We start from the raw sequence: 21,496 nt of genomic DNA, 5'->3' as shown, positions 1-21,496 counted from the left end.
CGCAGAGCGTCACGGGATACATTCCCACGCAGAGCGCGGGAACGATCGGTTCACGAATACCTGAGCGCATGCGCCGGCTCGATCTTCGCCGCCCGATACGCCGGGTAAATGGTCGCCAGAAAGCTCAACACAAACCCCGCCGAGCAAATCAGCAACACATCCCCACCTTGCAGTTCGGACGGCAGGTTGCTGACGAAGTACACATCCGAACTGAAGATATGCTGCCCGCTCACCCGCTCCAGCCAGCCCACCAGTTCGCTCACGTTCAGCGCCGCAATCACCCCCAGCACGCCGCCGATCAGGGTGCCGACAACGCCGATCACCGTGCCCTGCACCATGAAGATCGCCATGATCTGGCGGGGCGTGGCGCCGATGGTGCGCAGGATTGCGATGTCCGCGCCCTTGTCGTTCACCACCATGATCAAGGTGGCGATGATGTTGAAAGCAGCGACCGCGACGATCATCAGCAACAGCAGGCCGATCATGGTCTTTTCCATTTTCATCGCGCTGAACAGGCTGCCCTGGGTGTGGGTCCAGTCGTCCGCCTTATACGCCGCGCCGAGGCTGGCGGCGATATCGGCCGAGACCTTGGGCGCCGCGTACAGGTCCGTCACTGCCAGGCGTACGCTCTGCACCTGGTTGGGTTGCCAATGCTGGATTTCGGCCGCGTCGGCCTTGTTGATCAAGGCCATGGAGCCGTCCAGCTCGGCACCCACCTTGAAGATACCCACTACGTTCAAACGCTGCATGCGCGGGGTGATGCCCCCCGGCGCAGTGCTGATTTCCGGGACGATCAAGGTCAGTTTGTCGCCCACGTTCAGGCGAAAGCGACGCGCGGTGATGTCGCCGATTACTACGCCGAACTCGCCGGCTTTCAAGTCTTCCAATTTGCCGCGCACGATATGCTGGGCCACGATCGACACCTTGCCTTCCTGGGCCGGGTCGACGCCGTTGATCTCAATCGGCTGCATCGCGCCCTTGTAGGAGAACATACCGTCCATCTGGGTAAACGGTACCGCTGCCGTGACTTGCGGGTTCTTCATTGCAGCAGCAGCCACCGGCTGCCAGTCATCGATCGGGTTCACCCCCACGATGGTAGCGTGGGGCACCATGCCGAGGATGCGCGAGCTCATTTCGCGCTGGAAGCCGTTCATCACCGAAAGCACCACGATCATCGCCAACACGCCCAGGGCGAGGCCGATCATCGAGGTCATCGAGATAAACGAGACAAAACGGTTGCGGCGCTTGGCGCGGGTATAGCGCGTGCCGATGAAAATCGATAACGGTCTGAACATTCGCGGGCACCGTTGAAAAAATGAAAAAGCCCGGTTTCAAAAAAACGGGCTTGCAACAGGTCAGATAGCGACCAGATGACCTTCCTGCAAGTGCAGTACTCGGTCCATCTGACGGGCCATGCTCATGTCATGGGTCACCACCAGGAACGCGGTGCGCATCTGGGTGCTCAGCTCCAGCATCAAGTCCTTGATGCCCTGGGCCGTGTGGGAGTCGAGGTTACCGGTAGGCTCATCGAGCATCACCAGGCCTGGGTTGTTCACCAGCGCACGGGCAATTGCCACGCGCTGGCGCTCGCCGCCGGACAGCTCGGCCGGTTTGTGCTCCAGGCGATGGCCGAGGCCGACGCGCTCCAGCAAGGCCGTGGCACGCTGGCGCGCCTCCGGGATCGCGGTCTTGCCGATCAACAGCGGCATGCACACGTTTTCCAGGGCGGTGAATTCCGGCAACAGGTGGTGGAATTGATACACGAAGCCCAGCGAACGGTTGCGCAGTTGGCCGCGGGCCTTTTCATTCAAGGCAGACAGCTCTTCACCGGCCAGCCACACGCTGCCCTGGGACGGCGTATCGAGGCCGCCCAACAGGTTGAGCAAGGTACTTTTGCCGGAACCGGAACTGCCGACGATCGCCACGCGCTCGCCCGGATGCAGTTCAAGCTGCAGGTTGGCCAGCACCACCACGGATTCCGGGCCTTCCTCGTAGGATTTGCCCAGGTTGCGGCAGCTCAGGATTGCTTTTTCACTCATGCCCGATTCACTCATAACGTAATGCCTGTGCTGGCTGGGTGCGTGCCGCGCGCCAGGCTGGATACAGGGTGGCAAGGAAACTCAGGACCAACGCGGCGCCGCCCACCATCAACACGTCCTGGGCCTGAACCTGGGACGGCAAGTAGTCGATGAAGTAGACGTCGGCGTTGAGAAACTTGTGGCCGAGCACTTTTTCAAGCAAGGCGATGGCGGCGCTGACATTCAGTGCGGCCAGAATCCCCAAGGCGGTGCCGATCAGGGTGCCGACCACGCCGATCACCGTGCCTTGCACCATGAAGATCGCCATGATCTGCCCCGGCGTGGCGCCGAGGGTGCGCAGGATGGCGATGTCGCCCTTCTTGTCATTCACCACCATCACCAGCGTGGAGATGATGTTGAAGGCGGCCACGGCGACGATCAGCAGCAACAACAGGCCGATCATGGCTTTTTCCATGCGGATGGCCTGGTACAGGTTGCCATGGGTGCGGGTCCAGTCGCGGGCGTAATACTGCGATTCGCCCAGGTGCTGGGCGATTTCCCAGGCGCCGCGCGGTGCCTCGAACAGGTCGTTGAACTTCAGGCGCAGGCCCTGCACCTGGTCCGGCTGCCAGCGATGCAGGCGCGCCAAGTCCGTGAGGTTGGTCAAGCCGAGGTAGCCGTCGATCTCGCCGGCGCCGACGTGGAAGGTGCCGACCACGGTAAAGCGCTTCATGCGCGGGAACATGCCGGCCGGGGTCACGGTGACCTCCGGCGCGACGAAGGTCAGCTTGTCGCCGACGCCCACACCGAGCTTGGCAGCGGCCTTGTCGCCGATGACGATGCCGAAGCTGCCCGGCGCCAGATCGTCGAGTTTGCCCTGCAACATGAACTTGTCGATGATCGAGACATTGCGCTCCTGGGCCGGGTCGACGGCATTGAGCAGGATTTTCTGCACCTTGCCGTCGTTGGTCAGCAGCCCTTGCATCTGGGTAAACGGCGCAACGGCCAGCACCTTGGGGTTCTGCTTGACCTTGGCGGCCAGGCTTTGCCAGTCACTGATGGGCGCGTCGCCCTCGATGGTCGCGTGGGGCACCATGCCCAGCACGCGGGTGCGCATCTCATGATCGAAGCCGTTCATCACCGACAGCACCACAATCATCACGACCACGCCCAGGGCGAGACCGATCATCGAGGTCAGGGAAATGAACGACACAAAATGATTGCGACGCTTTGCACGGGTGTAACGCGTGCCAATAAATACGAAGAGAGGTCTGAACATGTCGGGGCTTGTTCGGAGGAAAAGAAGACGTCCCGGTGGCGGGGTCTGGTCAGCAGCTTTACACTCAGACCATTACCGTTACCTGGGGTTCGCCATGTCGACATTAGATGAAGAAGAGCGCCGCGAATACTACCGTATCGACGACATGATCGCACTCCAAATCAAACCCCTGTCGGCCCCCGACGCGGCGAGCAAGGAAGTGTTGCTGGATGATTCGCCGCTGTTCAATCTGCTCAGTGAACTGCACCTCAGCGAATTCGAGGCCCAGCACCTGCTGCGCCAGATCAACGAAAAAGACCGCAGCCTGGCGGCGTTCCTCAAAGTGCAGAACAAACGCCTGGACCTGCTCAGCCAGGTCATGGCTCGCGGGCTGCTCGGCGAGGTGGGCGCGCCGCAGCCGGTGATCCTTTCCGAAGGCGGCATCGACTTCCAGCACCCTGTGGCGCTGGCCCCGGACACTCACCTGGCGGTGAAGCTGGTGCTGATGCCCCAGGCCCTCGGCCTGCTGCTGCGCGCGCGGGTGACCCATTGCGATCCCAAGGGCGAGCGCTTTGACGTGGGCACGGAGTTCGAATCCATGACCGATGCCCAACGCCAACTGCTGGCGCGCTACATCCTGCAGAAACAGGCCCAGGAACGTCGCCTGGCGCGAGAACAAAGCGACGAACTCTGAATGCGTATTCACGACGCCAGCGAGCCTGGCGCAAAGGAGCAATTGTGACCCTGATTTACGGCCATCGCGGTGCCAAAGGCGAAGCACCGGAAAACACCCTGACCAGCTTTCAGGAATGCCTCAAACACGGCGTGCGCCGCTGCGAACTGGATCTGCACCTGTCCATGGACGGCGAGCTGATGGTCATCCACGACCCGACCCTCAAGCGCACCACTGACCGGCGCGGCAAAGTCGTCGAGTATTCGGCGGCGGACCTGGTGAAGATGGACGCACGCAAAGGCGGCCCAGGCTGGGTCAACCCATGCCCGATCCCGCGCCTGGAAGAGTTGTTCGAACAGTGCGACTTCGATCACTGGCAACTGGAAGTCAAAAGCGCTTCGCGCACTCGCGCTGCGACCACCGTGTTGGCGATCCGCGAGATGGCCGTGCGGTTTGGCCTGATGGACAAGGTCACGGTGACCTCAAGTTCACGGGAAGTCTTGAAAGCGGCGGTTGACCTCACCCCAGACCTGTCACGCGGGCTGGTGGCCGAATACGCCTGGCTCGACCCGTTGAAGGTCGCGCAGAACTACGGTTGTGAGTTCCTGGCATTGAACTGGACGTTGTGCACCCCCGAGCGGCTGGAAAAAGCCCAGCGTCAGGGCCTGCACGTATCCGTTTGGACGGTCAACGAACCTGCGCTGATGCGCAGGCTCGCCGACTTCGGCGTAGATAGCCTGATTACAGACTTTCCCGGTTTGGCCACTGCCACCCTCGGGAATTACTGAAATCGGTCTCCCCGGCCGGCTCAGGCCACCGGCCGGAGCCGCTCAAAAAAGCCGGTTGAGGCCGTCGTAGGCCGCTACCCGATAGGCTTCAGCCATGGTCGGGTAGTTGAACGTGGTGTTCACAAAATACTTCAGGGTATTTTGCTCGCCGGGCTGGTTCATGATTGCCTGGCCGATATGCACGATCTCCGACGCCTGATAGCCGAAGCAATGCACGCCGAGCACTTCCAGCGTCTCGCGGTGGAACAGAATCTTCAGCATGCCTTGCGGCTCACCGGCGATCTGCGCACGCGCCATGCTCTTGAAGAACGCCTTGCCCACTTCGTAAGGCACCTTGGCCTTGGTCAGTTCGTGCTCGTTCTTGCCGATCGAGCTGATCTCGGGAATGGTGTAGATCCCGGTCGGCACGTCGTTCACGTAGCGCCAGCTGCCGTTGTCGACAATGCTGCCAGCAGCCGAACGACCCTGGTCATGGGCGGCGCTGGCCAGGCTTGGCCAGCCGATCACGTCACCGGCGCCGTAGATGTTCGGCACGCAGGTGCGGTAGTTCTCGTCCACCTCGATCTGACCACGGCTGTTGACCTTGACCCCGATGTTTTCCATGCCCAGCTTGTCGGTGTTGCCGGTACGCCCGTTGCACCAGAGCAAGGCGTCGGCCTTGATCTTCTTGCCGGACTTGAGGTGCAGGATTACGCCGTTATCCAGGCCTTCGACACGCTCGTACTCTTCGTTGTGGCGCACGGTGATGTTGTTGTTGCTGAAGTGGTAGCTCAACGCCTGGGAAATTTCCGAGTCGAGGAAGCTCAGCAATTGGTCGCGGTTGTCTACCAGTTCCACCAACACACCCAGGCCGCTGAAGATCGAGGCATATTCGCAGCCGATCACCCCGGCGCCGTAGATGATCAGTTTGCGCGGGGTGTGACCCAGGCTGAGAATGGTGTCGCTATCGTAGATACGCGGGTGGTGAAAATCGATGTCCGCCGGGCGATACGGGCGCGAACCGGTGGCGATGATGATGTGCTTGGCCACCAGTTTCTCGACCACGCCGTTGGCGCAGACCACTTCGACGGTTTGCTCGTCGGCGAAGCTGCCGGTGCCGAAGAACAGGTCGACGCGGTTACGGGCGTAGTAGCCGGTACGCGAAGCGACTTGCTTGGAGATGACCTTTTCAGCGCTCTTCAACACGTCCGGAAACGAGAACCAGCGCGGCTCGCCGATGGCCCGGAACATCGGGTTGGTGTTGAATTGCATGATCTGGCGCACGGAGTGACGCAACGCCTTGGACGGGATGGTACCCAGGTGGGTGCAGTTACCGCCGACCTGGCGACGGCTATCGACCATCGCCACCTTGCGCCCTGCTTTGGCAGCGTTCATCGCCGCGCCTTCTCCAGCCGGGCCGGAACCCAGTACCACCACGTCGTAGTTGTAGACAGCCATGCGTACTCCTCAGAACAGGCCAGGCGTACGGTTGGACGCCTGGCTAAATCATGCCGCGGCCAGCGGGCATGAAGGACAATTTGGCTCAAGTGTGTGAACCGGGGCACAGTCTATATAAGGCTCAACGCCGCGCACATTAACCCTTGGTCGCGTCATAGGCCAGTCTTGCCATACTAACAGGCCGCCAATCAGCGTCGATTCTGGGATGAGCATTATGCGGCAACTATTTTGCTGATGGTGTCAGTTGTTGAAGTTGTGGCTGGACTACCGCTATCGGGGGCAAGTCGAATCGTCGCACCGCCCCTCCCACATTTGAATGTATTCGCAAATCAATTGTGGGAGGGGGCTTGCCCCCGATGAGGCCCTCACTCACACCACAAAACCACAGGCATAAAAAAGCCCCAAACCAATCGGGGCTTTTTCATTTATCGCTGAGGCTTAACGCGGAAACGCCGGCGGGTTAACCCCAGCCATGTCTTCCATCACGCGAACCACCTGGCAGCTGTAGCCGAACTCGTTGTCGTACCACACGTACAGCACAACGCGGTTGTCCTGGCTGATGGTCGCTTCGGCGTCCACCACACCGGCGTGGCGCGAGCCGACGAAGTCGGTGGACACCACTTCCTGGGAATTGACGAAGTCGATTTGCTTATGCAGATCGGAGTGCAGCGCCATGTAGCGCAGGTACTCGTTCATCTCTTCACGGGTGGCGGCTTTCTCAAGGTTCAGGTTGAGAATGGCCATCGACACGTTCGGCGTCGGCACACGGATCGCGTTACCGGTCAGCTTGCCGGCCAGTTCAGGCAGGGCCTTGGCGGCAGCGGTGGCGGCACCGGTCTCGGTGATCACCATGTTCAGCGCGGCGCTGCGGCCACGGCGGTCGCCCTTGTGGAAGTTGTCGATCAGGTTCTGGTCGTTGGTGTACGAGTGAACGGTTTCGACGTGGCCATTGACGATACCGAACTTGTCGTTCACTGCCTTGAGCACCGGCACGATGGCGTTGGTGGTGCAGGAAGCGGCGGACACGATCTTGTCGTCAGCGGTGATTTCAGTGTGGTTGATGCCGTGCACGATGTTCTTCAGCTTGCCTTTGCCAGGCGCGGTCAGCACGACACGGTCAACACCCGGGCAGGCCAGGTGCTGGCCGAGGCCCTCGGCATCACGCCATACGCCGGTGTTGTCCACCAGCAGGGCGTCCTTGATGCCGTACTGGGTGTAATCCACCTCGGACGGGTTCTTCGCGTAGATCACCTGGATCAGGTTACCGTTGGCGGTGATGGTGTTGTTTTCTTCGTCGATGACGATGGTACCGTTGAACGGACCGTGTACCGAGTCGCGACGCAACAGGCTGGCGCGCTTGGTCAGGTCGTTTTCGGCGCCTTTGCGCACAACGATGGCACGCAGGCGCAGGCCGTCGCCGCCGCCGGTTTTTTCAATCAGAATGCGCGCCAGCAGACGGCCGATACGACCGAAGCCATAGAGCACAACGTCGGTGCCTTTGCGGGCAGCGGCGTTTTGCTGGCCGACCACGTCGGCCATTTCTTCACGCACGAACTGCTCGGCACTGCGGCCGGCGCCTTCTTTACGGAATTTGTACGCCAACTTGCCCAGGTCCACCGACGCCGCGCCGAGCTTGAGCTCGCTCATGGCTTTGAGCAGTGGGAATGTTTCGTGGACGGAGAGTTCGCTGTCGTCGGCGGAACGGTGACGCGCAAAGCGGTGAGCCTTGAGAATCGCGATGACGGACTGATTGATCAGGCTGCGGCCATAGATCGAGCTCACCACATTGTTATTGCGGTACAGCTGGCCGATAAGCGGGATCATCGCTTCTGCGAGTGCTTCACGGTCGATCCATTCACCAAGACACTGGTCGGGCTTCTGAGTCACGGGAACCTTCCACATGTAGGGGCAGAAAAAAGGGGCTACATTATGTCGCCCGACTGCCCGTTGAGCAATGCGCGACAGGCAACAAAAACCCCTTGCAAAAAAATACCACCCCGCTACAGCCCAGGAAACACGCGGGTTCCAGAAGGCCACTAGTTTGCCGAGCAGCTCGACTTGTCCGTAACCCTCCTAAACATTCGCGTATTTTGGCACTACATATTGAGTCAAAACCGACGATTGTTTGTCTTAGCCACTACATTTCCAACAAACCGTAATAGGCACAGTCAGCAACTGACAGGCGGCACCTCTGGCCGCTACAATTACCGACTTTGTCGCAACGCTTGGAGCTCAACCTTCCGTGCCCGTTCTGCGTCTACCGCTACTCCCTGCCGCGGCAGGTAAACAGCACTGGGGCAACCTGCCCGGTGCCGCCCTGAGCCTGGCCATTGCCGAGGCTGCCAGCGCAGCCAAACGCTTTACCCTGCTGCTCACCGCCGACAGCCAAAGCGCCGAGCGGTTGGAGCAGGAGCTGAGCTTCTTCGCCCCCGATTTGCCGGTGCTGCACTTTCCCGACTGGGAAACCCTGCCCTACGATCTGTTCTCGCCGCACCAGGACATCATTTCCCAGCGCATCGCCAGCCTGTACCGTTTGCCGGAACTGGCTCACGGCGTGCTGGTGGTGCCGATCACCACTGCCCTGCATCGCCTGGCGCCGACCAAATTCCTGCTGGGCAGCAGCTTGGTGCTGGATGTCGGCCAGAAACTCGACGTGGAGCAGATGCGCACGCGCCTGGAGGCCACCGGCTACCGCTATGTCGACACGGTGTACGAACACGGCGAATTCACCGTACGCGGCGCATTGATCGACCTGTTCCCGATGGGCAGCAAGTTGCCGTATCGCATCGACCTGTTCGATGACGAAATCGAGACCCTGCGCACCTTCGACCCGGAAAACCAGCGCTCCATCGACAAGGTCGAGTCGATCAAACTGCTGCCGGCGCGGGAATTCCCGCTGCAAAAAGATGCGGTCACGCGCTTCAAGGCACGCTTTCGCGAGCGCTTCGACGTGGACTTCCGCCGCTGCCCGATCTTCCAGGACCTGAGCAGCGGGATTACACCGGCCGGTATCGAGTACTACCTGCCGCTGTTCTTCGACGAAACCTCCACCCTCTTCGACTACCTGCCCCAGGACACCCAGGTGTTCTCGCTGCCAGGCATCGAACAGGCCGCAGAAAACTTCTGGAACGATGTGCGCAACCGCTATGAAGAGCGCCGCGTCGACCCGTCCCGGCCGTTATTACCACCTGCCGAATTGTTCCTGCCGGTGGAAGATTGCTTCGCCCGCCTGAAAAACTGGCCACGCGTGGTCGCCAGCCAGCAGGATGTGGACGCCGGCAGCGGCCGCGAGCGTTTCCCGGCGGGCACACTGCCGGACCTGGCGATCCAGGCCAAAGCCACGCAGCCGCTCGAAGCGCTGTCCAACTTCCTCGGCGACTTCCCCGGCCGCGTGCTGTTTACCGCCGAATCCGCCGGGCGTCGCGAAGTCCTGCTGGAGCTGCTCGAACGCCTCAAGCTGCGCCCGAAGACCGTCGATAGCTGGCCGGATTTCGTAAAAAGCAAAGAGCGCCTGGCGATCACCATCGCGCCATTGGACGAAGGCTTGTTGCTGGACGACCCGGCCCTGGCGCTGATCGCCGAAAGCCCGTTGTTCGGCCAGCGCGTGATGCAGCGTCGCCGCCGTGAAAAACGCGCCGACGCCAACAATGACGCGGTGATCAAGAACCTCACCGAGTTGCGTGAAGGCGCGCCGGTGGTGCACATCGACCACGGTGTAGGCCGCTACCTCGGCTTGCAGACCCTGGAAATCGACAACCAGGCCGCCGAATTCCTCACCATGGAATACGCCGAGGGCGCCAAGCTCTACGTGCCGGTGGCCAGCCTGCACTTGATCGCGCGCTACACCGGTAGCGATGACGCCCTGGCGCCGTTGCACCGCCTGGGCTCCGAGACCTGGCAGAAAGCCAAGCGCAAGGCCGCCGAACAGGTGCGCGACGTCGCCGCCGAACTGCTCGACATCTACGCACGCCGTGCGGCCCGCGAAGGCTATGCGTTCGCCGACCCGAAAGCCGATTACGCCACCTTCAGCGCCGGCTTCGCTTTCGAAGAAACCCCCGACCAGCAAACCACCATCGACGCCGTGCGCGCCGACATGCTTGCGCCCAAGCCGATGGACCGCCTGGTGTGTGGCGACGTCGGCTTCGGCAAGACCGAAGTGGCGATGCGCGCGGCGTTCATTGCGGTGCATGGCGGCAAGCAGGTGGCGATCCTGGTGCCCACCACCCTGCTCGCCCAGCAGCACTACAACAGCTTCCGCGACCGCTTTGCCGACTGGCCGGTGAGCGTGGAAGTGATGAGCCGCTTCAAATCCGCCAAGGAAGTGAATGCCGCCATCGCCGACCTCGCCGAAGGCAAGATCGACATCGTGATTGGCACGCACAAACTGCTGTCGGACGATGTGAAGATCAAGAACCTGGGCCTGGTCATCATCGACGAAGAGCACCGCTTCGGCGTGCGCCAGAAAGAACAGCTCAAGGCCCTGCGCAGCGAAGTCGACATCCTCACCCTCACCGCCACGCCGATTCCGCGTACATTGAACATGGCGGTGTCGGGCATGCGCGACCTGTCGATCATCGCCACGCCGCCTGCACGCCGTCTGTCGGTACGCACCTTCGTGATGGAGCAGAACAAAAGCACGGTCAAGGAAGCGCTGCTGCGCGAATTGCTGCGCGGTGGCCAGGTGTATTACCTGCACAACGACGTGAAGACCATCGAAAAGTGCGCCGCCGACCTCGCCGAACTGGTGCCGGAAGCCCGCATCGCCATCGGCCATGGGCAGATGCGTGAGCGCGAACTCGAGCAGGTGATGAGCGACTTCTACCACAAGCGCTTCAACGTGCTGATCGCCTCGACCATCATCGAGACCGGTATCGACGTACCCAGCGCCAACACCATTATCATCGAACGCGCCGACAAGTTCGGCCTGGCCCAACTGCATCAACTGCGCGGCCGGGTCGGGCGCAGTCACCACCAGGCCTACGCCTACCTGTTGACGCCACCACGCCAACAGATCACGTCCGACGCGGAAAAGCGCCTGGAAGCGATCGCCAACACCCAGGACCTCGGCGCCGGCTTCGTGCTGGCCACCAACGACCTGGAAATCCGTGGCGCCGGCGAACTGCTCGGCGACGGCCAGAGCGGGCAGATCCAGGCCGTGGGCTTCACCCTTTATATGGAAATGCTCGAGCGCGCGGTGAAAGCCATTCGCAAGGGCGAACAGCCGAACCTCGACCAACCGTTGGGCGGTGGCCCGGAAATCAACCTGCGCTTGCCGGCGTTGATCCCCGAAGCCTACCTGCCGGACGTGCACGCGCGGCTGATCCTGTACAAGCGCATCGCTTCGGCCACCGACGAAGAAGGCCTGAAGGACTTGCAGGTGGAAATGATCGACCGCTTCGGCCTGTTGCCGGAACCGACCAAGAACCTGGTGCGCCTGACCCTGCTCAAATTGCAGGCCGAACAGCTGGGCATCAAGAAAGTCGACGCGGGGCCGCAAGGCGGGCGTATCGAATTCGAAGCGCAAACGCCGGTAGACCCGTTGGTGCTGATCAAGCTGATCCAGGGCCAGCCCAACCGCTACAAGTTCGAAGGGGCTACGCTGTTCAAGTTCATGGTGCCGATGGAACGCGCCGAAGAACGCTTCAATACCCTGGAGGCGCTGTTTGAGCGCCTCATTCCGAAATCTGCTTGAAGGACGCCTCCATGCGCGTGTTCCGCATTCTGAGCCTGCTGTTGCTGGTATTCGCGCCTTCGGCCTTTGCCGACAGCCCCTACCAGGTGGAGATGATCCTGGTACGCCAGAATGCAGAGCCGGTGATCAACAGCCGCGCCGCCCCGGAAAACTGGGATAGCGGTGCGCAGCGCCTGGGCGAGCGAATGAGCCCGCCGCGCCTGGGCAATATCGTCGAAAAACTGCGCGCCGATTCCAACTACACCGTGCTTGCGCACAAGGCCTGGGAACAGAGCCTCGGCGAACAGCCAGTGAAGATCGCGATCACCGACGGCCAGGAGCAATTCGGCCAATTTCCGATCGAGGGCGTGCTGAACCTGCAACTGGGTCGCTTCACTGACATCGATGCCGACTTCTGGATCAACCAGTTCGACAGCAACGGCAGCGTGATCGCCAGCGAACACCTGAGTCAGAAAGACGTACGCACCAAGAACAACCAGCTCAATTACCTGGATGGCGGCCACCTGGCGCTGCTGATCAAGATCACTTCGCTGACCGCCAAGCCCCCCAGCGCACCACCGCCCGACATGCAGGACTGATCCCGCGCCATGCCCCTGACAGCGTCGCTGACCAAACCCCTGGCCCCTTCGTGGGCCAATCGCTTCAAAGAGCAAAGCCTGGAGCGCGGGCGGCGTTACGCGTTGGAGAATCGGGTGCGCATCGTCGAGTCCGGCGACAGCACCATCACCGCCAGTTGTGAAGGCTCGGGCGGCAACGTCTACCGACAGACCATTTCGTTACGCGAATCGGCCAAGGGCATGCTGATTCTGGTGGACAGCCGCTGTACCTGCCCGGTGCACACCAATTGCAAACATATTGCCGCCGTGCTGCTCAAGGTGCAGGAAACCCTGGCCTACCCGGCGGCGGCCCAGGATGCCGAGTTGCTGGGAAAACTGCAGGCGGTGTTGGATAACCGTGTGGTACTGCCGCAGGTGGTCATGGAGGATGTGCGCCCAGTGCCGCGCCTGTGGCTAGCCAGTGTGGAGTTCAGCGCGTTCGAACCGCGCAATGGCAAGATGCAGCGTTACATCCAGCACCGCGCGGCGCTGTCGTTCAACTATCTGGGCAACTATGTCAGCGGGCAAAAGAACGCCGATATCATCGTGCGCCAGGAAACCCAAAGCCTGCGCATCAAGCGCCATCCCGAGCTGGAACAGCCCTATCGCGAGCAACTGCGCCTGCTCGGGTTCAAGATCGCCACGCGCCAGAGCAAGGCCTTGCCGGAAAGCGCCGGCGAGCTGTTCGAGATGGTCAATGACAGCGCCTGGTTGAATTTCACCCTCAACGCGTCCCCTGCCCTGCGGGCCGAAGGTTGGGAGCTGCAAATCGATGAAGACTTCGGTTTTGACCTCAGCCCGGTGGACGACTGGTACGCCAGCGTCGATGAAGCCCCCGAGCGGGACTGGTTCGATCTGGAGCTGGGCATCATCGTCAATGGCGAACGGCTGAGTCTGCTGCCCATCCTGCTGAATTTGATGCGCTCCCACACCGAAATCCTCAACCCGGAAAAACTCGCACGGCGCCGCGATGATGAATTGATCCTGGTGAACATTCCCGGCCTGCCCAACGGCCACGGTCCGCTGCAAGTGGCGCTGCCCTATGGGCGATTGAAGCCGGTACTGGCGACCCTCGGTGAGTTCTACCTGCAGGAATCCGGCACCACCACATTGCGCCTGGCCAAGGCCGATGCGATCCGCTTGAACCCGCTGGAAGATCTGCCACTGCAATGGGAAGGCGGCGAGAAAATCCGCAACTTCGCCCAGCGCCTGCGGGACATCAAGGATTTCACCTGCGTGGCGCCTGAAGGCTTGAATGCAACCTTGCGCCCTTACCAGCTGGAAGGCCTGAGCTGGATGCAGTCGCTGCGCCAATTGGAGGTGGGTGGGATTCTTGCGGATGACATGGGCCTGGGTAAAACCTTGCAGACCCTGGCGCATATTCTTACGGAAAAAAATGCAGGACGGCTGAATCGACCGTGCATGGTGGTCATGCCTACCAGCCTGATCCCCAATTGGCTCGATGAGGCCGCGCATTTCACTCCGCAATTGCGGGTGCAGGCGCTGTACGGCGCAGGGCGTAAGAAACATTTCGCCAATCTGCAGGACTATGACCTGCTGTTGACCACCTACGCGCTGCTGCCCAAGGACATCGACACCCTCGCCGCCCTGCCCCTGCATGTGCTGATCCTCGATGAAGCCCAGTACATCAAGAACCCCACCAGCAAGGCGGCGCAAGCGGCACGCGAGCTGAATGCGCGGCAGCGCCTGTGCCTGAGCGGCACGCCGCTGGAAAACCACCTGGGCGAGTTATGGTCGTTGTTCCACTTCCTGTTGCCGGGCTGGCTCGGCGATGTGAAAAGCTTCAACCGCGATTACCGCGTCCCCATTGAAAAACGCGCCAGTGAGGTGCGATTGCAGCACCTCAACGGTCGGATCAAGCCGTTCCTGCTGCGCCGCACCAAGGAACAGGTGGCCACGGAACTGCCGCCCAAGACCGAGATTATCCACTGGGTCGACCTTAATGAGGCGCAGCGCGACGTGTATGAAACCATGCGCCTGGCCATGGATAAAAAGGTCCGCGACGAGATCACCCGCAAGGGGGTGGCGCGCAGCCAGATCATCATCCTTGAAGCACTGCTCAAACTGCGCCAAGTGTGCTGCGATTTGCGCCTGGTCAACGATGCCGCCCTGCCCGCCCGCGGCAGCAGCTCGGGCAAGCTCGACAGCTTGATGCAGATGCTCGAGGAATTGTTTGCCGAGGGCCGGCGGATCCTGCTGTTTTCGCAGTTCACCTCAATGCTGAGTCTGATCGAGGCTGAACTCAAGCAGCGCAAAATCGCCTACGCCCTGCTGACCGGCCAGACACGCGATCGGCGCACACCGGTGAAGGACTTTCAGAGCGGCAAGCTGCAGATTTTTCTGATCAGCCTGAAAGCCGGCGGCGTCGGCCTGAACCTGACCGAAGCCGACACCGTGATCCACTACGACCCGTGGTGGAACCCCGCAACCGAAAACCAGGCCACTGACCGCGCCTACCGCATCGGGCAAGAGAAGCCGGTGTTCGTCTACAAGATGATTGCCCGAGGCACGGTAGAAGAGAAAATTCAGCATTTGCAGAAGGAAAAATCCGACCTGGCGGCGGGTGTGCTGGATGGGCGTTCGACCGGGGATTGGCAGTTGGGTAATGAGGATATCGAGGCGCTGTTTGCACCGTTGCCGAATAAGCAAGAGAAGCGCTGACTGTCGGATCGCCATCGGGGGCAAGCCCTAATGCCAGTCAGTTAAGAAGTAGAAAGGGTAAAAAGTAACCTGTGGCGAGGGAGCTTGCTCCCGCTGGACTGCGCAGCAGTCCCATTTTTGGGGCCGCTTCGCGGCCCAGCGGGAGCAAGCTCCCTCGCCACAGGTACAGTGTTCGTCCTTAACTGACTGGCATTAGGGCTTGCCGCGGTCGTTAGCCAGGCAACGGCGCAAACAGCGCCTCGATATCCCGCTGCTCCAGCTTCCAACCCGCACTGGCGCCCCCTTCAAGCACGCCGTCGGCAAGCGCTGCCTTTTCCAATTGCAACGCCTGAATCTTTTCTTCCACCGTGCCCCGGGCAATCATCTTGTAGACGAATACCGGCTTATCCTGCCCGATCCGGTAGGCCCGGTCGGTGGCCTGGTTTTCCACGGCCGGGTTCCACCAGGGGTCGTAATGAATCACCGTATCCGCGGCCGTCAGGTTCAAGCCGGTTCCGCCCGCTTTCAGACTGATCAGGAACAACGGCGTCTTGCCGTCCTGGAAATCCTTCACCGGTGTGCGCCGGTCCAGGGTTTCACCGGTCAGGATTGAATAGTCGACCTGACGCTGCTTCAGCTCCTCTTCGATTAATGCCAGCATCGAGGTGAACTGCGAAAAGAGCAGGACGCGCCGCCCCTCGCTGAGCAACTCTTCGAGCATCTCCATCAAACTGCCGAGTTTGCCAGTACCGGCCCGGGCCAGTTTGGAGGCGGGTGCAGTCTTGACCAGGCGCAAGTCGCAGCAGACCTGGCGCAACTTGAGCAGCGCTTCGAGAATGATGATTTGGCTGCGGGCGACACCATGCCGGGTGATCTCGTCGCGAACCTTCTTGTCCATCGCCACACGCACGGTTTCATACACGTCACGCTGGGCGTCGCTCAAGTCCACCCAGTGCACGATCTCGGTCTTGGGTGGCAGCTCGGTGGCCACCTGTTCTTTTTTGCGGCGCAACAGGAAGGGTTTGATCCTCGCCGTCAGGTGCTGCATGCGTTGCGCATTGCCGTGCTTTTCAATCGGCGTGCGGTAATCGCGATTGAAGGTTTTACTATCGCCCAGCCATCCCGGCAACAGGAAGTGAAACAGCGACCAGAGTTCGCCCAAATGGTTTTCCAACGGCGTCCCGCTCAGGCACAGCCGCTGGCCGGCATCCAGTTGGCGAGCGGCCTGGGCCGCCTTGCTGTTGGGATTCTTGATATTTTGCGCTTCGTCGAGGATCAGCACGCTCCAGCGCTGCGGCTGCAGGACCTCAAGGTCTCGCGGCAACAGCGCGTAGGTGGTGAGTACCAGGTCGTAATCGGTCAAGCGCAAGAAGTCAGCCTGACGCTGTGCACCGTGCAGCGCCAGAACTCTGAGCTGTGGCGTGAACCGTGTGGCTTCGTCGATCCAGTTCGGGATCAGGCTGGTGGGCATTACGGCCAATGCGGGCATTTGCAATCGCCCTGCCTGTTTTTCCACGAGCAGGTGCGCAAGGGTTTGTAGGGTTTTGCCCAGGCCCATGTCATCCCCAAGAATCCCGCCGACTTCCAGCTCGCGCAGCGTTTGCATCCAGTTCAGGCCTTCGAGTTGATAGCCACGAAGTTCTGCTTTCAGGCCCTCGGGGGCAGAGACCTGGGCATGGGTGGAGCCCTTGAGACGCTGGGCGAAATCACGCAGTCGCTCGCCGCCCTGCCAGACCAGAGGTAGTGCATCCAGGTTACTGAGCCTTGCCGCATCCGGCGCACTCAGCCGCAGTGCGTCTCCTTCAGGCGCGCGCAGGTAGAGTTCGCCGAGGGTCGCCATCAGAGGTTTGATACGACCGTAGGGCAGCGCAACTTTGATATGAGTGCGGGCATCCAGACTGACCAACACGCGCTCATCATCATCACGTTCGGCCATGTAGGTGGCGTCAAGCAGTTTGGGTTGACGCCGCATCAAGTCGAGCATGATGGGCAACAGGCTGTGCCGCTCGCCATTGACCTCAATGCCCAGCTCAAGGTTGAACCACTCGTGACCGGGTGACTCTTCAATGTCCGCGTACCAGCCGTCAACAGCCTCCACATTGTAATAAAACCCCGGATGAATGACGACTTCCCACCCTGCTTCACGCAGAACCGACAGCTGGCTTTCAACAAAAGCCAGCCAGGCTTCATCGTTGGGTAGATCGAACATCTCTCCTGCACCGACAGGCAGTGCACCGCTTTTGCGATTGACCGTTTTAAAGCCGATTTTCGTGAGCGTCTTGCGCAAGGCTTTTTCAGCTGCGGGCTTGCGTTGGATGCGTTGGGTTTCGGTGCCATTGAGAAACAGGATGTCCTCAGTGCCCTTGCCGCTGACCAGGCTTGTGTCGTAACGAAAAGCCAGGGCGGCGCGGTGTTCCAGGGCGAGCATCCGCCGATAGTCGACCTGGCTGTACACGTAGGATTCGTCGCTTCCCAATGTAAGACACCCTTGGGGTTCCAACGTATCCACGACGCGCTCGGTCAGCTCGCGTGGTGGCGGAATCACCTTGGACACCGCACTGATGCGATGACTGAATAACGCGACTTGCTCAGCTGGAATCATCGGCAAGCCGCAAAGATGCAGGGCCAGGTTCTTATCCAGCCCATGCTCGAGCACCCCGATTTCCATGTTGTCGAGGTCAAGATAGTGAAGCGGTTTGAGCGGCAACACATCGTCCAACTCGCGCCCGTCGCTGATCCAGCAGGGAATGTAATTGCCGTCGGGCAACACGGCCCAATCAAAACGAGCAGCGCGCGCCGGGCCAGGGTTGAGCGCCAGTCCTGCGCCCAGCTCCAGAAACAGGCGCTGGGTTTTTAACGCCAATTGGAGAATTTCGGCCCCCGTCTCGCCGGCCAACTGAAAACTGCTGCCATAGTTGCCATAAGATCGGCCCAACAACAGCAATCGACCAATGCGTGTATCCAGCTCATGCATATAGCCAGGGGCACGCCGCAATATCTCATCCATCGAGTGCAGAGGCTTGATATCGCTGTACTCGCCTTTTTTCGTCACGCGCGCCCGGTACACCTCCAACGACCAGCCACTGGAATAAACATCAGGAGTGATTTGGTACAGCAAACAAGTGCCGGTGTTCTTGGGCTGAACCTCACCCGGCGGGGTGGGCTTGGGGATGCTTTCGAGCCAGTTTTCGAGCTGCGGACTCAGGCGGTCACCCACCGGCTTCTTCGGCTCGTTCAGCTCTTCGTACAGCGCAGTCAACGTAAACAAGACCGCAGCCGCGTGCTTGCAATTTATCGCCACCGGGCAAGAACACACACAGATGATGCCCGGCCGACGGGATGTTGCACCCTCCAGGGTAATCGACAGGGTGTAGACATTACGTCCAGAGCCCCTGCAATGCGCGATCAGCCGGTGATGCCCGAATTCTTTTATTTCAAGACGATTTTCGCCAGCGTACTCAAACCCACGCTCCAGCGAGCGAGGTTCAAAGTACCCTTGCCAATCCAACTCGACGATACGTGCAATCAGGTCATTCATGAAACAAGGACTCTACAGCAGCCAGTAATGGAGGTTAAAGCAGCGCAACTCCTACACTGCGGCAAGAAACAGCCTCAGCCGCATTCAAACGCTACCTACATCAAGCTTCTTATTCAATCAGCTGAGCGTCTCGCAACGCTCCAAGGGCTGCCAGCCAGCGCGGATCCTGTTTGTAGTCAGTCGAGGCAATTGCTTGTCCCCGCATACGCGCAATGCGAGCCGAAGGCGTGACCTTCATCCGCTGGGCTGCAGTCAGTGCAAGCTCGGCAGCCGCGCGGTCATTGCACACCAGCCCCATGTCACAACCAGCAGTGAGTGCCGCCTCGATCCGACTGGCCGCATCACCCACCACATGGGCACCGGCCATGGACAGGTCATCACTGAAAATCACCCCGTCGAACTGCAGCTCACCGCGCAGGATGTCCTGCAACCAGCGGCGTGAGAAGCCGGCGGGTTGGCTATCCACTTGCGGGTAGATCACATGCGCGGGCATCACGGCGGCCAATTGCTTGCTCAGGCGTGCGAAAGGCACCAGGTCATTGGCGCGAATCTGTTCCAGGCTGCGCTCGTCGTTGGGAATCGCGACGTGGGAATCGGCCTCGGCCCAACCGTGACCCGGAAAGTGCTTGCCGGTGGCGGCCATGCCCGCGCTGTTCATGCCGCGAATAAAGGCACCGGCGAGTACGGCGGCGCGCTCGGGGTCGCCTTCGAACGAGCGGGTGCCGACCACGGCGCTGCGCTGGTAATCCAGGTCGAGCACTGGGGCGAAGCTGAGGTCCAGGCCCACGGCGAGTACTTCGGTGGCCATGATCCAGCCACATTGTTCGGCCAGGTACTCGGCGTTGGGGTTATCCGCCAGCGCGCGCATGGCCGGCAAGCGCACGAACCCCTGGCGCAGACGCTGCACCCGGCCGCCTTCCTGGTCAACCGCCAGCAGCAGGTCCGGGCGCACCGCACGAATCGCCGCGCTCAATTCGCGAACCTGGCGTGGATGCTCGATATTGCGCGCAAAAATGATCAAGCCGCCCACTTCAGGTTGGCGCAACAGATGGCGGTCCTCGGCCGTCAGCCAGGTACCGGCAACGTCGACCATCAAAGAACCTTGCAGGGCAGCAGTCATAAACCTTCCTTAAATAACGCGCACAACCCGTCATCCCTACCGGTTACGGTAAGCACGACGGGTTGCGCGTAAATAGCTGAAATCGGCATGGCGGCTAGCTTAGCGGATGCAAGCGGCCGCGCCCACCCGCAGCGGTCAAACCTTGGCGAGGGTGGGTGTGGATTTGCTGCGCGGGCGCAATTGGGCCACGGCCATGGCCTGATCGGTCACACCGGTTTCGGCGCGCATGCCAGCGGCGAGGAACGGCACCATCAGGCGCATCACCTGCTCGATGGAGGTGTTGACGCCGAAATCGGTCTCGGCAATCGCGCGCAGCGCCTTGATCCCGGACATGCTGAAGGCCGCGGCGCCGAGCATGAAGTGCACACGCCAGAACAGCTCGATCGGTGGAATACGCGGGGCAGCTTCATTGACCAACAACATATAGCGACGAAACACCTTGCCGTACATGTCTTCCAGGTAACGACGCAGGTGCCCCTGGCTCTGGCTGAACGCCAGCCCCAATAGACGCATGAAAATAGACAGGTCGTTACCGCTGCGCGGCTGAACCACCAGGGCTTGCTCGACCAGGATTTCCAAAAGCTCTTCCAGGCTTGGCTTGTTATCCGCCTTGGCCTGGCGACGCTCCAGCTCGCGGTCAAGACTGGCACAGAACGGCCCCAGGAAGCGCGAGAACACCGCCTGGATCAGGGCTTTTTTTGAGCCGAAATGGTAGTTCACGGCGGCGAGGTTAACCCCAGCCTTGCTGGTGATCAGCCGCAATGAAGTTTCAGCAAATCCTTTTTCCGCGAACAATTGCTCGGCAGCATCGAGAATGCGTTCAACGGTTTCCGACTGGGCCATGGCTACTCCGCCTGACAAACACTTGTTTGAAACATACGTTTCAGGGTATGTCTTGTCAAGCCTGCGTGTCCGTTTTCCGGCCGGGCAGTCATCTAATTCGTCGCTATTTAATCACATCTTTCATGGCCTGTAGGCAGCGCTACCTCTGCCCCGCAGTACGGATGATGGATGACCGTCCAGCGGAGCCGTTCAAAAGGATCATTGCCAAGCGCCGTTCACTGTATATAATCCCAGTCACTGTATAAAAAGACAGAGCGATCAACATGCTAAAACTGACGCCACGCCAAGCTGAGATTCTGGCTTTTATCAAGCGCTGCCTTGATGACAACGGTTACCCACCGACACGCGCCGAAATTGCGCTGGAGCTGGGTTTCAAGTCTCCCAACGCTGCCGAAGAACACCTCAAGGCCCTCGCGCGCAAAGGCGCGATCGAGATGACCCCTGGGGCTTCGCGCGGTATTCGCATCCCTGGCTTCGAAGCCAAGGCCGACGAATCGACACTGCCGATCATCGGTCGAGTGGCCGCGGGTGCGCCGATCCTGGCGCAACAGCACGTCGAGGAATCCTGCAACATCAACCCGACCTTCTTCCATCCGCGCGCCGATTACCTGTTGCGGGTGCACGGCATGAGCATGAAGGACGTGGGTATTTTCGACGGCGACCTGCTGGCCGTTCACACCACCCGCGAAGCCCGCAATGGCCAGATCGTCGTGGCGCGGATCGGCGATGAGGTCACCGTCAAGCGCTTCAAGCGTGAAGGCAGCAAGGTCTGGCTCCTGGCCGAGAACCCGGAGTTCGCGCCGATTGAAGTGAACCTCAAAGACCAGGACCTGGTGATCGAAGGCTTGAGTGTCGGCGTCATTCGCCGCTAA

14 protein-coding genes are annotated in these 21,496 nt (G+C 60.6%); 6 read left to right on the top strand and 8 right to left on the bottom strand.

The annotated features are described in order from the left end of the window. Nucleotides 1-50 precede the first annotated feature (50 nt). Genes C4J85_RS07345 through C4J85_RS07335 form a run of 3 tightly spaced genes read right to left on the bottom strand, consistent with a single transcriptional unit; the run spans nucleotide 51 to nucleotide 3,297 of the window. Nucleotides 51-1,295: a lipoprotein-releasing ABC transporter permease subunit gene (locus tag C4J85_RS07345; protein ID WP_124366282.1), complete on the bottom strand. Its 1,245-nt coding sequence runs from the start codon at nucleotides 1,293-1,295 to the stop codon at nucleotides 51-53. A 60-nt stretch (nucleotides 1,296-1,355) separates the two neighbouring features. Continuing rightward, a complete protein-coding gene (lolD, locus tag C4J85_RS07340) occupies nucleotides 1,356-2,039 on the bottom strand; it encodes a lipoprotein-releasing ABC transporter ATP-binding protein LolD (RefSeq protein WP_164484517.1) in 684 nt (227 codons plus the stop codon). A gap of 7 nt (nucleotides 2,040-2,046) precedes the next feature. After that, the gene (locus C4J85_RS07335) at nucleotides 2,047-3,297 is read right to left on the bottom strand and encodes a lipoprotein-releasing ABC transporter permease subunit (protein ID WP_124366280.1); all 1,251 of its coding nucleotides are present in this window, start codon (nucleotides 3,295-3,297) and stop codon (nucleotides 2,047-2,049) included. Nucleotides 3,298-3,391: 94 nt separating this feature from the next. Between C4J85_RS07335 and C4J85_RS07330 the strand changes: the two genes are divergently transcribed. Further along, complete coding sequence (locus C4J85_RS07330; RefSeq protein WP_124361807.1) at nucleotides 3,392-3,970, top strand: PilZ domain-containing protein; 579 nt, start codon at nucleotides 3,392-3,394, stop codon at nucleotides 3,968-3,970. Between the two features lie 44 nt (nucleotides 3,971-4,014). Further along, nucleotides 4,015-4,737 carry a glycerophosphodiester phosphodiesterase family protein gene (locus tag C4J85_RS07325; RefSeq protein ID WP_124361806.1) on the top strand — a complete coding sequence of 241 codons (723 nt, stop codon included), beginning with the start codon at nucleotides 4,015-4,017 and terminating at the stop codon, nucleotides 4,735-4,737. 42 nt (nucleotides 4,738-4,779) lie between these two features. Here C4J85_RS07325 and sthA read toward each other — a convergent pair whose 3' ends face one another. Then, nucleotides 4,780-6,174, bottom strand: coding sequence for a Si-specific NAD(P)(+) transhydrogenase (gene sthA / locus C4J85_RS07320; protein WP_003189670.1), 1,395 nt, complete (start codon nucleotides 6,172-6,174; stop codon nucleotides 4,780-4,782). A gap of 438 nt (nucleotides 6,175-6,612) precedes the next feature. Beyond that, the gene (locus C4J85_RS07315; RefSeq protein WP_124361805.1) at nucleotides 6,613-8,076 is read right to left on the bottom strand and encodes a glyceraldehyde-3-phosphate dehydrogenase; all 1,464 of its coding nucleotides are present in this window, start codon (nucleotides 8,074-8,076) and stop codon (nucleotides 6,613-6,615) included. A gap of 340 nt (nucleotides 8,077-8,416) precedes the next feature. Between C4J85_RS07315 and mfd the strand changes: the two genes are divergently transcribed. The 3 genes from mfd to C4J85_RS07300 are packed head-to-tail and all read left to right on the top strand — an operon-like array spanning nucleotide 8,417 to nucleotide 15,144. Continuing rightward, nucleotides 8,417-11,866, top strand: a complete 3,450-nt coding sequence (gene mfd, locus C4J85_RS07310) for a transcription-repair coupling factor (protein WP_124406604.1) — start codon at nucleotides 8,417-8,419, stop codon at nucleotides 11,864-11,866. 11 nt (nucleotides 11,867-11,877) lie between these two features. Beyond that, complete coding sequence (locus C4J85_RS07305; protein WP_124366276.1) at nucleotides 11,878-12,444, top strand: CsiV family protein; 567 nt, start codon at nucleotides 11,878-11,880, stop codon at nucleotides 12,442-12,444. Nucleotides 12,445-12,453: 9 nt separating this feature from the next. Then, complete coding sequence (locus tag C4J85_RS07300; RefSeq protein ID WP_124409315.1) at nucleotides 12,454-15,144, top strand: DEAD/DEAH box helicase; 2,691 nt, start codon at nucleotides 12,454-12,456, stop codon at nucleotides 15,142-15,144. A gap of 211 nt (nucleotides 15,145-15,355) precedes the next feature. Here C4J85_RS07300 and C4J85_RS07295 read toward each other — a convergent pair whose 3' ends face one another. The 3 genes from C4J85_RS07295 to C4J85_RS07285 all read right to left on the bottom strand — a co-directional run bounded on the left by C4J85_RS07295 (nucleotide 15,356) and on the right by C4J85_RS07285 (nucleotide 20,624). Continuing rightward, nucleotides 15,356-18,661, bottom strand: a complete 3,306-nt coding sequence (locus tag C4J85_RS07295; protein WP_124409314.1) for a DEAD/DEAH box helicase — start codon at nucleotides 18,659-18,661, stop codon at nucleotides 15,356-15,358. A gap of 109 nt (nucleotides 18,662-18,770) precedes the next feature. Then, on the bottom strand, nucleotides 18,771-19,781 hold the full coding sequence (nagZ, locus tag C4J85_RS07290; protein ID WP_124366273.1) for a beta-N-acetylhexosaminidase: 1,011 nt from the start codon (nucleotides 19,779-19,781) through the stop codon (nucleotides 18,771-18,773). Nucleotides 19,782-19,916: 135 nt separating this feature from the next. Beyond that, nucleotides 19,917-20,624: a TetR/AcrR family transcriptional regulator gene (locus C4J85_RS07285; RefSeq protein WP_124409313.1), complete on the bottom strand. Its 708-nt coding sequence runs from the start codon at nucleotides 20,622-20,624 to the stop codon at nucleotides 19,917-19,919. 263 nt (nucleotides 20,625-20,887) lie between these two features. Here C4J85_RS07285 and lexA point away from each other — a divergent pair, with 263 nt between their 5' ends. Then, nucleotides 20,888-21,496 carry a transcriptional repressor LexA gene (lexA, locus tag C4J85_RS07280; RefSeq protein WP_003172575.1) on the top strand — a complete coding sequence of 203 codons (609 nt, stop codon included), beginning with the start codon at nucleotides 20,888-20,890 and terminating at the stop codon, nucleotides 21,494-21,496.

The sequence above is a fragment of the Pseudomonas sp. R4-34-07 genome, assembly GCF_003852375.1.
Taxonomy (GTDB): Bacteria; Pseudomonadota; Gammaproteobacteria; order Pseudomonadales; family Pseudomonadaceae; genus Aquipseudomonas.
Note: the sequence above shows the minus strand (reverse complement) of the source record. Positions and strands in the feature narration are given on the sequence as shown.

Coding starts and splice junctions, on each gene's coding strand:
- C4J85_RS07305 (WP_124366276.1), top strand. CDS start 11,878: ATGCGCGTGTTCCGCATTCTGAGCCTGCTGTTGCTGGTATTCGCGCCT.
- lexA (WP_003172575.1), top strand. CDS start 20,888: ATGCTAAAACTGACGCCACGCCAAGCTGAGATTCTGGCTTTTATCAAG.
- C4J85_RS07345 (WP_124366282.1), bottom strand. CDS start 1,295: ATGTTCAGACCGTTATCGATTTTCATCGGCACGCGCTATACCCGCGCC.
- C4J85_RS07285 (WP_124409313.1), bottom strand. CDS start 20,624: ATGGCCCAGTCGGAAACCGTTGAACGCATTCTCGATGCTGCCGAGCAA.
- C4J85_RS07335 (WP_124366280.1), bottom strand. CDS start 3,297: ATGTTCAGACCTCTCTTCGTATTTATTGGCACGCGTTACACCCGTGCA.
- sthA (WP_003189670.1), bottom strand. CDS start 6,174: ATGGCTGTCTACAACTACGACGTGGTGGTACTGGGTTCCGGCCCGGCT.
- nagZ (WP_124366273.1), bottom strand. CDS start 19,781: ATGACTGCTGCCCTGCAAGGTTCTTTGATGGTCGACGTTGCCGGTACC.
- lolD (WP_164484517.1), bottom strand. CDS start 2,039: ATGAGTGAAAAAGCAATCCTGAGCTGCCGCAACCTGGGCAAATCCTAC.
- C4J85_RS07315 (WP_124361805.1), bottom strand. CDS start 8,076: ATGTGGAAGGTTCCCGTGACTCAGAAGCCCGACCAGTGTCTTGGTGAA.
- C4J85_RS07300 (WP_124409315.1), top strand. CDS start 12,454: ATGCCCCTGACAGCGTCGCTGACCAAACCCCTGGCCCCTTCGTGGGCC.
- C4J85_RS07295 (WP_124409314.1), bottom strand. CDS start 18,661: ATGAATGACCTGATTGCACGTATCGTCGAGTTGGATTGGCAAGGGTAC.
- C4J85_RS07330 (WP_124361807.1), top strand. CDS start 3,392: ATGTCGACATTAGATGAAGAAGAGCGCCGCGAATACTACCGTATCGAC.